The sequence below is a fragment of the Cellulosimicrobium sp. SL-1 genome, from assembly GCF_011033075.1.
GTDB lineage: Bacteria > Actinomycetota > Actinomycetes > Actinomycetales > Cellulomonadaceae > Cellulosimicrobium > Cellulosimicrobium funkei.
On record NZ_JAACJC010000002.1, the window covers coordinates 180,468 to 194,484 of the forward strand.

Consider the following 14,017-nt stretch of genomic DNA (forward strand, 5'->3'; position numbering starts at 1 on the left):
CGGCCCGTCCCCGCCGGCCCCGGCTCACCCCGCGACGAGGCGCCGGGCCGCCGCCGAGTGCTCGGCCGCGAGGGCGCCGAGGTCGAGCCCGGGGATCGCGCCGTCGACGACGCGCCACGCGCCGCCCACCATGACGCGGTCCGCGCGGTCGGCGCCGCACAGCAGGAGCGCGGCGACCGGGTCGTGGGCGCCGGAGAAGCGCAGCTCGTCGAGCCGCCACAGCGCGAGGTCGGCCTGCTTGCCGACCGCGAGCACGCCGACGTCGTCCCGCCCCAGCACGCGCGCCGACCCGCGCGTGCCCCAGCCGAGCGCGCGGGTCACGGGGATGTCCGCGCCGTACCGGAGGCGCTGGAGGTAGAGCGCCTGGCGCGCCTCGAGGATCATCGTCGAGGCGTCGTTCGACGCCGAGCCGTCGACCCCGAGCCCGACGGGCGCGCCCGCGTCCTCCAGCTCCACGGCCCGGGCGATGCCCGACGCGAGGCGCATGTTCGACGTCGGGCAGTGCGCGACGCCGGTCCCCGCCGCCCCGAGGCGGCGCACCTCGTCGTCGTCGAGGTGGATGCCGTGGCCGAGCCAGGCGCGGTCCGTGAGCCAGCCGACGGACTCCAGGTAGTCGACCGTGCGCATCCCGAAGCGCTCGCGGCAGAAGTCCTCCTCGTCGATCGTCTCGGCGAGGTGCGTGTGCAGGCGGACGTCGAGCTCCTCCGCGAGCGCCGCGCTCTCCCGCATCGCGTCGGTCGTCACGGAGAACGGCGAGCAGGGCGCGAACGCGATCTGGACCTGCGCCCCGGCACCCCGCTCGTGGTACGTGTCCACGAGCCGCTGCGAGTCCGCGAGGATCGTGTCGAGGTCCTGGACGACCGACTGCGGCGGCAGGCCGCCGTCGTCCTGGCCGAGAGTCATGGAGCCGCGCGTGAGGGTCGCGCGCATCCCGAGCCGCCGGACGGCGGCGACCTGGAGGTCGATCGCGTCGTCGAGACCGGCGGGGAAGACGTAGTGGTGGTCGGCCGCCGTCGTGCAGCCGGAGAGCAGGAGCTCCGCGAGGGCGACGGTCGTCGCGAGCTCGTGGTCGCGCGGCGTGAGGCGCGCCCAGACCGGGTAGAGGCGCTGCAGCCAGGGGAAGAGCGGGGCGTCGGCGACCGGCCCCCAGGCCCGCGTGAGCGTCTGGTAGAAGTGGTGGTGCGTGTTGATCAGGCCCGGCGTGAGCACGTGCTGCGACGCGTCGAACGTCTCGTCGACGGGAGCGGACGGCTGCGCGCCGGCCGCGACGAGCTCGACGACCACCCCGCCCTCGACGACGAGGCCGCCGCGCGCGTCCGGGGCGCCCGGGGAGTCGTCGGCGGTGAACACGCCGAGCGGGTCGCGGACCCACGTCCTGGTCGCTGCGTCGGTGCTGGTCATGGTGCCTCCTGGTGGCTCGTCGCTCACCGGGGCGCGGCTCCGGCGCCACGGTGCGCCGGCTCAGTGGTCCTGTCTGCCGATCCAGGTGCCGCGCGTCACGCGGCCCGGCCGACGCTAGGCCGGGCCGCGACCGCCGTCAAGATGCGCCCGCCGCTTCCCGCGCGCGACCTCGGCCGCTGCGCCATCCTGGTGCTCGCCGCCGCCGACCACCGGGAGCCGTCCGTGAACGTCTACGCCCCGCTCGTGCCGGTGTTCGTCGTCGCCCTGCTGGCGCCGCTGCTCACGGGCCTCATGCCCGTGCGGTCGCGCGTCCCGCAGGTCGTCGTGCTGCTGCTGGGCGGCATCCTCGTCGGGCCGTCCGCGCTCGACCTCGCCACGCCCGACGACGTCACGCTCCTCTCGGACCTCGGCATGGGCTTCCTCTTCCTGCTGGCCGGGTACGAGCTCGAGCCGAGCCTCCTGCGCGAGCGCGTCGGACGGCGGGCCGGAGCGGCGTGGCTGACGTCGCTCGTCGTCGGCGCCGTGCTCGTCCTCGCGATCGTCGGTCACGACTCGCCGCACGCCGTCGCGGCGGGGGCGATCGCGCTCACGACGACGGCGCTCGGCGTGGTGCTCCCCATCCTGCGCGACGGCGGTCAGCTCGGCTCGCGGCTGGGCCGCGCGGTGCTCGTGGTCGGGGCGGTGGGCGAGCTCGGCCCGATCGTCGCCATGGCCGTGCTGCTCGGGACGCGCGAGAGCGGGGTCGCGGCGATCCTGCTCGTCCTGTTCGCGGTCGTCGCGGTCGCGCTGTCCGCGCTGCCGGGCCGGCTGGGGCGCCTCAAGGCCCTCGGCGGCGACCGCCTCTTCAGCGCGGCGGAGCACGGGACCGGCCAGAGCACGCTGCGCCTCACGGTGCTGCTGCTCGTCGTGCTGCTCGCGCTCGCCGCGGGGCTCGGGTTCGACGCGGTGCTGGGCGCGTTCGTCGGCGGCATGGTGCTGCGGCGCTGGGCGCCCGGCGACGTCGAGGCGCTGGAGAAGAAGCTCGACGCGGTCGCGTGGGGCGTGTTCGTGCCGGTGTTCTTCGTGAGCTCCGGCATGGGTCTGGACATCGACTCCATCGTCGCGTCCCCGCTGCTGCCGCTGACGTTCTTCGCGCTCATGGTGGTCGTGCGGGGCGGCCCGGTGCTCCTGTGGTTCCGGCGCGAGCTGCCGTCGGTCGAGCGCGTCCAGACCGCGCTCTACGCGGCGACCGCGCTGCCGCTGCTCGTCGCGCTCACGGAGATCGCCGTCGAGCAGGGCGCCATGACGTCGCAGGTCGGGGCGGCGCTCGTCGGCGCGGGCGTGCTGTCGGTGATCGTGCTGCCGATGGTCGCGAGCCGGTTCGGCCCGCGCGAGCCGGGCGGCCGCCCATCCGGACCGGGCGAGCAGGGCGAGCCGGGCCCGCGCGTCGACCCGCCCGACGACGCGGCGACCGCGCGCGGGTGACGCACCCCGGGGTGCCCCTCCCGCGCGGCCGGTCGCCGCGGTCGCCAGGTCAGCCGGCCGTCACACCGTCCACTGCTGCGCGGTCGTGCCGTTGCACGTCCAGGTCTGCAGCCGCTGGCCGTCGTGCAGGGGCGCGCCGCCCGTGGCGTCGAGGCAGAGCCCGGACTGCGGGTTGCGCAGCGCCTTGCTCCCCGCGTCGTACGCCCACTTCTGCGCGCCGGTCCCGTTGCACGTCCACACCTGCACGGCGGCGCCGCGCGTCGTCGCGCCGTCGCGCACGTCGAGGCACTTGCCGAGCGCACGGACGGTCCCGTCGGAGCCGCGCGTCCAGGTCTGCGCGGCGTTGCCGCTGCACGTGACGATCTGCACCTGGTTGCCGTCGGTCGGGTCCGCCCAAGGGACGTCGACGCACATGCCGTTCGCGGCGCGCACCGCGCCGGTCCCCGTGGGCAGGCCGGTGCCGGGGTTCCCCGGGTTCGACGAGCCCGAGCCGTTGTCGTAGACGCGCACGTAGTCGACCTTCATCTGCTGCGGGAGCTGGGTCGTGCCGTCGGGGTAGCCGGGCCACTGCCCGCCGACCGCGACGTTGAGGATGAGGAAGAACGGCTGGTCGAACACCCAGGCGTTCGCGCCGACGCTCGCGCGCGTGACGCGGTGGAACTGCTGGCCGTCGACGAACCACGTGATCTCCCCCGGCTTCCAGTCGACCGCGAACGTGTGGAACGTGTCCGCGAACGACCAGCCCTGCGGGTGCTGGTACATGCCCGTGATGCCGGAGCCGCCGGAGTACCCCGGGCCGTGCACCGTGCCGTGCACGCGGTGCGGCTCGAACCCGACGTTCTCCATGATGTCGATCTCGCCCGACGACGGCCACGGCGTCCCGGGGAAGCTCCCGCCGAGCATCCAGAACGCCGGCCAGATCCCCTGGCCGCGCGGGATCTGGATGCGCGCCTCGATGCGCCCGTACTGCGGCTGGTACTTGCCCTGGGTCGTCATGCGGGCCGACGTGTACGACCCGTCGCCCTCGCGACGCGCGGTGATGACGAGGTTGCCCTGGCCGTCGAGCGCGGAGTTGGCGCGCGAGGCCGTGTAGTTCTGGAGCTCGGCGTTGCCCCACCCGTGCGCGCCGGTCTCGTGGTTCCAGACGGCCGGGTTCGGCGCCGAGCCCGCCGCGCCGTCGAACTCGTCGGACCACAGGAGGTCGCCGGGTGCGGCGGCGGCCGACGTCGCGGGCACGGTGACGGCGAGCGCCGCGGCGGCCGCCGTGAGCGCGGCGACGAGCGCGCCCGCGAGGCGCCGCCGGGTGCGGGGTCGGGGCCCGGCCGGGGTGCGGGGCGGGGTCAGGGAGCGGTGACGTGCGAGGTCCATCGTTCCTCCAGGTCCGGCGGCGGTGCCGCCTGCGTCTCGCCACGGTGCGCGACGTGCTCTCGGCGCGACTCTGCACCGGGGCGGGGGCCGTTCCTCGGCCCTCCGTCGCGAACCTACGGCGGCGGGATCATGCCGAGCAAGCGCTCTCTCGGCGTGTCGTGGGATCGCTCCCATATCGCTTCTCCGACACCACGGGCGAGCGAGCGACCCGAACGCCCCCGGAAACGCCTCGGGACGTCACACCCTCGCAGGGACCGCCGCGTCGAGGATCGCCTCGGCCGCCCGGCGCGCCTGGCGCGCGACGTCGAGGTCCTGCGTGATGGCCGCCGTCGTCTGCGCGCCCTCGGCGAGCAGCACGACCTGGAGCGCGACGTCGTCGGGCAGGCCCGCCTCGCGCACGACGTCGCGCGCGTACCGCTGGAACGACTCCTTGTGCTCGCGCACCGCGGCGGCGACCCCGGGCGACGTCGCGCCGAGCTCGCCGAACGAGTTGATGAACGCGCACCCGCGGAAGCCGTCCTCGCGGAACCACGCGTCGAGGAAGTCGAACACCGCGAGGAGGCGGTCGCGGGGCGTGGCCGCTCCCGCGGCGGCCTGCGCGATCCCCTCGTCCCACCGGCGCGTGCGCTGGCGCAGCACGGCCACGACGAGGTCGTCCTTGGACGGGAAGAGCGAGTAGATGCGCTTGAGCGACACCCCGGCCTCGGCGCGGACGGCGTCCATCCCGACGGACTGCACGCCCTGGGCGTAGAACAGCCGGTCGGCCGCGGCCACCACGGCCGCGCGGGCGCTCACGTCGTCGAGCATCGCTCATCTCCTGTTCACGTCGTACCGCTTGCGCGGAGAACCATCGTTCTCTAGTGTAGCGACTCACGGGAGAACGACCGTTCTCCCGACGCCGCGAAGGGAGCACGACCATGGGGTACATCACCGTCGGGCAGGAGAACTCCACCGACATCGAGCTCTACTACGAGGACCAGGGCACCGGGCAGCCGGTCGTCCTCATCCACGGCTACCCGCTCGACGGCCACAGCTGGGAGCTGCAGAAGCGCGAGCTGCTCGACGCCGGCCACCGCGTCATCACCTACGACCGCCGCGGGTTCGGTGCGTCGAGCAAGGTCGGCAGCGGCTACGACTACGAGACGTTCGCAGCCGACCTCGACACCGTCCTCGAGACGCTCGACCTGCGCGACGTGATCCTCGTCGGCTTCTCCATGGGCACCGGCGAGCTCGCCCGCTACGTGAAGAACCACGGCCACGAGCGCGTCGCCAAGCTCGCGTTCCTCGCCTCGCTCGAGCCCTTCCTCGTCCAGCGCGACGACAACCCGGAGGGCGTCCCGCAGTCCGTGTTCGACGGCATCGTCGAGGCCGCGCGCTCCGACCGCTACGCCTGGTACACGCAGTTCTACAAGGACTTCTACAACCTCGACGAGAACCTCGGGACGCGCATCAGCGAGGACGCCGTGCACGCGAGCTGGATCACCGCGATCGGGTCCGCGCCCGTCGCCGCGTACGCGGTCGTGCCGACCTGGATCGAGGACTTCCGGGCCGACGTCGAGGCCGTCCGCGCGGCCGGCAAGCCGACGCTGATCCTGCACGGCACGAAGGACAACATCTTGCCGATCGACGCGACCGGGCGCCGCTTCCGCCAGCTCGTGCCGGACGCCGAGTACGTCGAGGTCGATGGCGCTCCCCACGGCCTGCTCGTCACGCACGCGGCCGAGGTCAACGAGGCGCTGCTCGCCTTCGTCGGCCGCTGACCGCGACGCCGGTCGGCAGGTCCGGGCGCCGCGTCCGGGCGCCGGGGTGGTCTCCGGCGCCCGGCGCCACGGGCGGGCGGGAGCGTCAGGCGACCGTCACGCGGTAGTCGTCGGCGTCGTCGTCCCACGCGAGGTCGACGGCGCCGGCGGCCTGCGCCGCCTTGCAGAACTGCAGGAACCCGCGGTACCCGAGCGCCTTCTCGCTGAAGTCGGGGCGCTTCTTGCGGATCGCGTTCTTCAGCCCGGACAGGACCGTCGAGCCGCCCTCCTCACGGACCACGTCGCGCACGAGCGCGAACGCCTGGTCCGTGTCGCCCTGCGCGGGCAGCGACACCTCCGGGTCGCCCGTCGCGGGGCCGGGCGCGAGCTCCACGAAGCTCCGGTCGGCGAGGAACCGCAGGAACTCGCCGAAGTTGCGGAACCCGTAGTCCGCCTCGCTGAACGTCGGGTCCTTGCGCAGCAGCGTGCGCTTGAGCACCGACGCGGTGACCGGGCCGCTCGTGGACGCCTCGAGGTCGGCCAGGGTCTGCGCGACGCGCACCTCCATGGGGACGTCCTCGCCCGACGGCGCGTCGTCGTCGGCCTCGGGGGTCGTCGCGACGAGCGCGGGCTCGTCGGCCGGCTGCTCGACGGGCGTCGTCTCGCCGTCGACCTCGGCGTTCTCGGTCACGACGGGCTCGCCCCGGCGCGACGAGCGCCCGACGGCCTCGCCGAGCTCCGCGAGCGCCGCCGCTGCCGGCGTCTCGACCTCCGGCTCGGCGATCTCGGTCGCCTTGCGGCGCCCGGACGTGCGCCCGCCGGCGCGCTTGGCCTTCGCGCCGCCCGACGCCGCCCCGGCGCGCCCGCCGCGGACCGAACGAGGCTCCGGCTCGTCGGGGACGTCGACGCCCTCGAGCCGGTCGTAGAAGAGGAACTCGTCGCACGCGGGCGGCAGGAGGCGGGACGTCGACTTCTCGACGCCGACGCCGATGACGCGCTTGTTCAGCTCGCGCAGCTTGTGGACGAGCGGGGAGAAGTCGCTGTCCCCCGTGCACATGACGAACGTCGAGATGTAGTCGCGCTCGAACGCCATCTCGATCGCGTCGACGACCATCTTGATGTCGGCGGCGTTCTTGCGGGACGCCCCCATGCGCTGGGGCATCTCGATGAGCTCGACCTGGTGGCGCGTGAGCGAGCGGCGGTCCTCGTCGAAGTACGACCAGTCCGCGTACGCCCGCCGCACGACGACGCGCCCGCGCACGGCGAGCGCGTCGGCGATCGGGCCGAAGTCGAACGTCATGCCGCCCAGGTGCTCGCGCGCCCCGAGCGCGAGGTTCTCGTAGTCGATGAAGACGGCCAGTCGCTCCTCGGTGTCCATGCCCGCCAGCCTAGGCGCAGACCACGGCCCCGACCCCGCGGGGATGTGTACGGGCGTACACATCGTGTGTACGATCGTCCGCATGCCGCCCCCCACCCTCGCGGGCCCGGCGCCGGACGTCCGGCGTGCGCGGGTCGCCGTCGCCGCGCTGTTCCTCACCAACGGCGCGCTGTTCGCGAACCTCGTGCCGCGGTACCCCGAGATCAAGGCCGGGCTCGACCTGGGCAACGCCACGTACGGGCTCGCCGTCGCGGCGTTCCCCGCGGGGGCCCTCACCGCCGGGCTCGCCGCCGCGGCGCTCGTCCGCCGGTTCGGGTCGGCGCGCGTCGCCGTCGCCGGCACCGTGCTCACCGCGGCCGGGCTGCTGCTCGCGGGCCTGGCGCCCGCCCTGCCGCTGCTCGTCGTCGCGCTGTTCGCGGCGGGGGCGATGGACGCGGTCACCGACGTCGCGCAGAACGCGCACGGCCTGCGCGTGCAGCGCCGGTACGGCCGCTCCATCATCAACGGCTTCCACGCGCTGTGGTCGGTCGGCGCCGTCGTGGGCGGCGGCATGGCGGCCGCCGCCATCGCGCTCGGCCTGCCCCTCGGCGTCCACCTCGCGATCACGGGCGCGCTCTTCGCGGTGGTCGCGCTCGTCGCGCTGCGCTGGTGCCTGCCCGGGCTCGACGGCGAGGCGCCTGACGCCGTCGCGGCGGAGGCCGTCGCGACCCCGGCCGGTGCCCCGGCAGGCGCGGAACCCGCAGGGGCCGGCGCAGCACTCGCGCGCACGTCCCGGGGCCGCACGGCCGCCGTCCTCGCCGCGCTCGTGCTCGTCGCCGTCGCGGGCACCCTCGTCGAGGACGCGGGCAGCACGTGGGCCGCGGTCTACCTGTCCGGGTCGCTCGGCGCCCCCGCGACGCTCGCCGCCGCCGGCTTCGTCGCGCTCGTCGGCGCCCAGTTCGTCGGGCGCCTCGTCGGAGACCGCCTCGTGGACCGCTTCGGCCAGCGCGCCGTCGCCCGGACCGGGGGTGCGCTCGTCGCGCTCGGCACGGGCCTCGCGCTCGCGTTCCCCTCCGTGCCAGGCACGATCGCCGGGTTCGCCGCCGCCGGGTTCGGCGTCGCGACCCTCGTCCCGGCCGCGATGCAGCAGGCGGACGAGCTCCCCGGGCTGCGCGCGGGCACGGGCCTCACGCTCGTCTCGTGGCTCATGCGGCTCGGGTTCCTCCTGTCGCCGCCGATCGTCGGGCTCGTCGCCGACGCCACGAGCCTGCGGACCGGCCTGCTCGTGCTCCCGCTCGCGGGCGTCGTCGTCGTGCTGCTCGCCGGCGTCCTCGCACCGCGCCGCGCCACCAGCTCGCCGCACCACCCCGCCCCCCACGACCGCACCCTCGAGTCCCAGGAGACCAGCGCATGACCACCGACTACTTCGCCGGCGACGACCGCACCAGCTACGAGCGCATGGCGGCGGGCGACCTCTACGTCGCCGACGACCCGGAGATCGCGCGCGGCGTCCAGCGCGGCCTGCGCCTCGTCGACGCCTACCACCGGGCGGTGCTCGACGGCGACGACGACGGCGCCCGCGCGATCCTCACCGACCTGCTCGGCTCGCTCGGCGAGGGCGCGTCGGTGAAGCCCCCGCTCGCGGTGGACTTCGGCAGCAACGTGCACCTCGGCGACCGGACGTTCGTCAACTCCGGGCTCACCGCGCTCGACGTCGCGGCGATCACCATCGGCGACGACTGTCTCCTCGGGCCGAACGTCCAGCTCCTCACCCCCACGCACCCCGTCGACCCCCAGCCGCGGCGCGACAAGCTCGAGGCCGCCGAGCCCATCACGCTCGGCGACAACGTGTGGCTCGGCGGCGGCGTCGTCGTGTGCCCGGGCGTGACGATCGGCGACAACACCGTCGTGGGCGCGGGGTCCGTCGTCACGCGCGACCTGCCCGCGAACGTCGTGGCCGTCGGCAACCCGGCGCGCGTGATCCGCGAGAACATCTGACCCGTGACCGAGACCCCCGCGCCTCCCGGCCCGACGGGCCGCGCGCGCCGCCACGACCCGGAGCGCCGCGACCGCATCATCGACGCGTGCCTCGACGTCATCGCGGAGCACGGGGTCGAAGGGACCTCGCACCGGCGCGTCGCGGCGGCGGCCGACGTCCCGCTCGGCTCCATGACGTACCACTTCGCCGGGATGGACGACCTGCTGCGCGAGGCGTTCGGCCGGTTCACGCGCGAGGCCGCCGCGCAGTTCGAGCGCCGCATGGGCGACGCGCGCACGCCCGAGGAGGCCGTCCAGGCCGTCACGACGCTCATCACGCACGACGTCTTCGCGACGCAGCGCGACCTCGTGCTCTCGCACGAGCTCTACACGCTCGCGGCGCGGGACCCGGCCTACCGGACGCTCACCAACGACTGGATGCGCCGCAGCCGCGCCGCGCTGGGCCGCCACTTCGACCCCGCGACATGCCGCGTGCTCGACGCGTTCATCGAGGGCATGACGATCCACCGCGCGCTCGACACCGAGCCGCACGACGAGGTCGACGTCCTCGGCGCGGTCCGCCGCCTCACGCGGGTCGGGCCGCCCGCGCCCTCTCCGCCGCGGTGACGTCGAACAGCTCGCACGTCACGCCGTAGTACGCGTCGGTCCTGCCGCGGGGGGTCATGCCGATCCGTCGGCACACCGCCTGGGACGCCGCGTTGTCGGGGTGCGTCACGGCGACGACCCGGTCGAGGCCCCGCGCGAACGCGTGCGCGAGGACGGCCGAGGCCGCCTCCGACGCGTACCCGCGGCCCCACGCGGCGGGGTGGAAGTGCCACCCGATCTCCGTGTCGCCCGACGGCTGCAGCGGCTCGCCCGTGCCCGACGCCGGGATCGACTTGAGCAGGATCGTCCCGACGGGTGCGCCGTCCGGCAGACCGGCACCGTCGTCCTCGCGCGGGACGACCGCCCAGACGCCGTGCGTGCCGTCGTCGACCTCGGCCCACGCGGCGACGCGCGCGAGCGCCTCGTCCCGGTGCTCCAGGACGCGCGGCGTCGTCCCGACGTACCGCATCACGTCCCAGCGGGAGTAGATGTCGAGGACGGCGTCGGCGTCGTCGGGCTGCCAGGGGCGGAGGGTCAGTCGGGGCGTCGTCAGCGTCTGCACCGCCCCAGGCTACGAGCCGGTGCGGGCCCTGGCCGAGGGCGTCAGACGATCTTGGGGAAGGTGAGGAGGAAACCCACGCCCACGACGAGCACCACGCACGCGAGCCCGACCATCGCCCACGAGGCGCGCTCCGAGCGGAACCGGCCGGCGAACGCCCCGAAGAACAGCACGAGCGCGAAGAGCACGGTCGTGAGGGTGTAGTTGTCGCCGCGCTGGTTGTTCACGAGCGCCTGCGCGAAGAGGGCGTCTGCCCGCTCGTCCGCCGCGGCGGCCTCGACCTCTCCCGGCGGGACGTACGCGTCGAGCGCGAACGGGCTCGGCGCCGCCGCGGGGTTCTGCAGCGGGCGGGACGCGAGCCACTCGTCGAACGCGGGCCGGAAGTGGTCGGTGAACCGCGCGCGCGTGAACTCCTCCAGCTCCGTGTCCCCGGTCGCGTACGCCTCCAGCCACAGGCTGAAGACCTGCAGGTCGATCGACCGGGCGGTGTCGGCGTGCGCGCGCTGCGTCGACGCCTCGATGCGCTGGGTCGACGCGCGCGAGAACGCGATCGACATCTCGCCGCCCCACTTGCTCGCCTCGAACCCGCTCCACGCGGTGAGCACGGCCGTCACGGCGAGCAGCACGACCGTCACGGTCTCCCGCAACGACCTGCCGCCCTTGCCCTCCGCGCCGTCGTCGGCCACGGCAGGACACTAGCCCTCCGCTCAGGGGTCCGCGCGGCGACGCCGCACGCCCAGCAGCACCCCGCCCAGGACCAGCGCGACGAGCGCCACCGCGAGCAGCGCCGCGACGGAGGAGCCCGTCGTGGCGAGGCCGTCGTCGGGGGGCGCGGCGGGGGCCGACGGTCCGTCGCCCCCGGGCGCGCCCGGCGTCGATCCGTCGGTGGGTGGGGTCGGAGGACCGGTCGGGGTCGGAGGGTCGGTCGGCGTCGGGGTCGGCGTGTCGAGGACGGTGTTCGTCACGGTGCAGACCGCGTCCGCCCCGTCGTCGACCCGGATCGTCGCGCCGTCGACGAGCTCGGCCCCGTCGCACGCCCACCCCACCTGGTCGTAGTCCCACGCGCTGTCGGACTCGGACAGGCGGTACGTGCCCGCGGCGACGGGCACGGCCGTCACGTCCGGGCTGCCGTCGTGGCCGGAGAGGGGCGTCGGCCCGACGGCGGTGAGCTCCCAGTCGTCGGCGGGCGCCACGTCGTCGACCACGTCCTTGTGGAGCGTGAGCGTGCCCGCGAGCCAGTGGTTCGTCACCGTGCACACGACGTCCGCCCCGGGCGGCACGATCACCGTCGACCCGGCGACGCGCGCCCCCTCGCACCGCCAGCCGAGCGCCGTCCAGCCGTCCGGGCCGCCGCTCTCGGCGAGCGCGTAGCGCCCGGGCTCCACGCTCACGTGCGAGACGGCGGCGCTCCCGCTCGGGCCCGAGGCCGAGAGCCCCGCACCCTCCGCCGACAGGGTCCAGTCGGTGACGTCCACCTCGCCGGTGAAGCCGCGGTCGTCGAGCGCCTTGACGAGCGTGAGGTGCGGGAGCTGCGCGACGTTCGTCACCGTGCACGTGGCGACGCCGCCGCGGGGCAGGGAGACCGTCGAGCCGGTGAGCGTCGCGTCGCCGGTGCAGGTCCAGCCCGCGCTGTCGTAGCCGCCGAACCCGCCCGTCTCCGCGAGGTCGTAGTCGCCCGCCGGAACGTGCCGTCCCGTCGTCGCGGGCGCGCCGCTCGCGCCCTCGACCACGACGTCGCCCGCGGCGCCCGTCGCGGTGAGCGTCCACGCGGCCGGGTCCGCGGACCCGCCCTGCACGTCCTTGACGAGCGTCAGCGTCGCGCCGACGTAGGTGTTCGTCACGCGGCAGACCACGTCGTCGTCGGGCGCGATCGTGACGACGGACCCGGACTGCCCCGTCGCCCCGTCGCACGCCCACTCGCCCGCCTCGTGGTCGGCCCGTTCCGTGAGCTCGGCGAGCGTGTGGTCACCGGCCCCGACGTGCACGTGGGACACCTCGACCCCGCCGGAGGGACCGCTGATCGTCCCCGTCCCGCCGTCGGGCTGCGGCCCCGTCGCGGCGAGCTCCCAGTCGGCGGGCTCGGTCGGCCCGCCGGCGAGCTCCTTGACGAGCGTGAGGTGCGGCAGCACGACGGCGTTCGTCACGGTGCACACGACCGTCGCGCCGGGCGCCACGGTGACGACCGCGCCGTCCAGCGCGCCCCCGGTGCACTGCCACGGACCCGGGTCGAACCCGGTCCACCCGGACTCCGACAGCGTGTAGCCGCCGGGCGGGACGGGCACGCCCGTGACCGCGGGCGAGCCGCTCGGCCCCGTGACCGTGGTCCCGTCGCCCGCGGCGGTGAGGGTCCAGTCCGCGGGGACGGCCGTCGTCGTGCCCTCGAGCTGCTTGACGAGCGTGAGGGTGCCGCCCTGCCACGTGTTGGTCGCGGTGCACGTGACGTCCTCCTCGAGTGCGAGGGTCACGCTGCCGCCGGCCCCGTCGCCCGCCGCCGCGCCCGTGCACGACCACGCCGCCGCGTAGCCCGCGGGACCCTGCTCCCCGAGCACGTACTCGCCCGGCTCGACCTCGGCCGCCGTCACGGCCGGGTCGCCGGTCGCCCCGGACACCTGCTCCGGCCCGACGGCGCTGAGCGTCCAGTCGGGGACGGCGGACGGACCGCCGACGACCTCCTTGACGAGCGTGAGCGTCGGGTCCGGCGAGCCGCCCCCGCCGCCGTCGAACACGTTGCGGACGGTGCAGGTGACCGACCGGCCGAGGTCGAGGGTCACGACGTCGCCGGACAGCGGCGCGCCGTCGCAGGTCCAGCCCTCGCTCCGGTAGCCGGGAGCGCCGCCCTCCTCCGAGAGCGTGTACTGCCCGACGCGCATCGGCACGTCCGTCACGGCGGCGCTGCCCGACGGCCCGGCGATCGACTCAGGGCCCTGCGCGCGCAGCGTCCAGTCCGCAGGCGACGCGACGCCGCCCACGACCTCCTTGACGAGCGTGAGCCCTGGACGGATCGCCTCGTTGTCGACGGTGCACTGGACGGTGCCGCCGGGCGGGACGACGACCTCGGGCGTCGGGTCGAGGATCTCCGCGCCGCCGCAGTTCCAGTCCTGGAAGCGGTAACCGGGCACTCCCCCGGACTCCGAGATGCGGTACGTGCCCGCGGGGACCTCGAGCGACTGCACCCCGTTGAGGCCGTCGCCCTCGATCGTGGCGCCCGTCGCGACGTTCACCGCGTGCATCGTCCACAGCTCGCGCCGCCCCTCCGAGGCGCCGGTGTCGAGGTTCTCGATCCGCTTGAACAACGACAGGCGACCGGTCTCGGCCTGCGCCGCGTCGGCTCGCGCACCCGTGACACCGAGCACGACGGCCACGGCGAGCACGAGCAGGGCGGCGAGGGCGGGGGCGGTCGCGCGCACGCGGGCGACGGAGCGAGGGGACGTGTGCACGGACACTCCTGCGAGCTCGGGGCGCGGTCGTCACCGACGCTAACCCGGCCCGACCCGCGGCGCCCGGCGACCCGGACGGCCCGACGGCGCGCCGTTCGTCGCACACCGA

The 14,017-nt window shown here is 75.2% G+C and carries 12 protein-coding genes; 5 read left to right on the forward strand and 7 right to left on the reverse strand.

The features are described 5' to 3' along the window. Nucleotides 1-24 precede the first annotated feature (24 nt). Complete coding sequence (locus GWJ10_RS03435; RefSeq protein WP_163185176.1) at nucleotides 25-1,401, reverse strand: 8-oxoguanine deaminase; 1,377 nt, start codon at nucleotides 1,399-1,401, stop codon at nucleotides 25-27. A 141-nt stretch (nucleotides 1,402-1,542) separates the two neighbouring features. Here GWJ10_RS03435 and GWJ10_RS03440 point away from each other — a divergent pair, with 141 nt between their 5' ends. Then, nucleotides 1,543-2,865: a cation:proton antiporter gene (locus GWJ10_RS03440; protein WP_163185179.1), complete on the forward strand. Its 1,323-nt coding sequence runs from the start codon at nucleotides 1,543-1,545 to the stop codon at nucleotides 2,863-2,865. A gap of 60 nt (nucleotides 2,866-2,925) precedes the next feature. Here GWJ10_RS03440 and GWJ10_RS03445 read toward each other — a convergent pair whose 3' ends face one another. Further along, nucleotides 2,926-4,233 (reverse strand): glycoside hydrolase family 16 protein, encoded by a 1,308-nt coding sequence (locus GWJ10_RS03445; protein WP_163185182.1) that lies wholly within the window; start codon nucleotides 4,231-4,233, stop codon nucleotides 2,926-2,928. A 237-nt stretch (nucleotides 4,234-4,470) separates the two neighbouring features. Then, nucleotides 4,471-5,040 carry a TetR/AcrR family transcriptional regulator gene (locus GWJ10_RS03450; RefSeq protein WP_076404254.1) on the reverse strand — a complete coding sequence of 190 codons (570 nt, stop codon included), beginning with the start codon at nucleotides 5,038-5,040 and terminating at the stop codon, nucleotides 4,471-4,473. Between the two features lie 110 nt (nucleotides 5,041-5,150). On the opposite strand from GWJ10_RS03450, the gene GWJ10_RS03455 reads away from it, so the two are divergent. Continuing rightward, nucleotides 5,151-5,993, forward strand: a complete 843-nt coding sequence (locus tag GWJ10_RS03455; RefSeq protein WP_163185185.1) for an alpha/beta hydrolase — start codon at nucleotides 5,151-5,153, stop codon at nucleotides 5,991-5,993. 85 nt (nucleotides 5,994-6,078) lie between these two features. Here GWJ10_RS03455 and GWJ10_RS03460 read toward each other — a convergent pair whose 3' ends face one another. Then, nucleotides 6,079-7,350 (reverse strand): NYN domain-containing protein, encoded by a 1,272-nt coding sequence (locus GWJ10_RS03460; RefSeq protein ID WP_163185187.1) that lies wholly within the window; start codon nucleotides 7,348-7,350, stop codon nucleotides 6,079-6,081. 82 nt (nucleotides 7,351-7,432) lie between these two features. On the opposite strand from GWJ10_RS03460, the gene GWJ10_RS03465 reads away from it, so the two are divergent. The 3 genes from GWJ10_RS03465 to GWJ10_RS03475 are packed head-to-tail and all read left to right on the forward strand — an operon-like array spanning nucleotide 7,433 to nucleotide 9,933. Beyond that, the gene (locus GWJ10_RS03465) at nucleotides 7,433-8,743 is read left to right on the forward strand and encodes an MFS transporter (protein WP_163185190.1); all 1,311 of its coding nucleotides are present in this window, start codon (nucleotides 7,433-7,435) and stop codon (nucleotides 8,741-8,743) included. Beyond that, complete coding sequence (locus GWJ10_RS03470; protein ID WP_163185192.1) at nucleotides 8,740-9,327, forward strand: sugar O-acetyltransferase; 588 nt, start codon at nucleotides 8,740-8,742, stop codon at nucleotides 9,325-9,327. The genes GWJ10_RS03465 and GWJ10_RS03470 overlap by 4 nt, the downstream gene beginning before the upstream one ends. Nucleotides 9,328-9,330: 3 nt before the next feature. After that, nucleotides 9,331-9,933 (forward strand): TetR family transcriptional regulator, encoded by a 603-nt coding sequence (locus GWJ10_RS03475; RefSeq protein ID WP_137281291.1) that lies wholly within the window; start codon nucleotides 9,331-9,333, stop codon nucleotides 9,931-9,933. Here the strand turns inward: GWJ10_RS03475 and GWJ10_RS03480 are convergent. From GWJ10_RS03480 to GWJ10_RS03490, 3 genes are read right to left on the reverse strand one after another with little or no spacing between them, the layout of a single operon-like run. Then, nucleotides 9,893-10,474, reverse strand: coding sequence for a GNAT family N-acetyltransferase (locus tag GWJ10_RS03480; RefSeq protein WP_137281292.1), 582 nt, complete (start codon nucleotides 10,472-10,474; stop codon nucleotides 9,893-9,895). The two genes, GWJ10_RS03475 and GWJ10_RS03480, sit on opposite strands and share 41 nt — an antisense overlap. A 41-nt stretch (nucleotides 10,475-10,515) precedes the next feature. Further along, a complete protein-coding gene (locus GWJ10_RS03485) occupies nucleotides 10,516-11,157 on the reverse strand; it encodes a hypothetical protein (RefSeq protein ID WP_163185196.1) in 642 nt (213 codons plus the stop codon). Between the two features lie 21 nt (nucleotides 11,158-11,178). Continuing rightward, nucleotides 11,179-13,908, reverse strand: coding sequence for a hypothetical protein (locus GWJ10_RS03490; RefSeq protein ID WP_163185199.1), 2,730 nt, complete (start codon nucleotides 13,906-13,908; stop codon nucleotides 11,179-11,181). Nucleotides 13,909-14,017 lie beyond the last annotated feature (109 nt).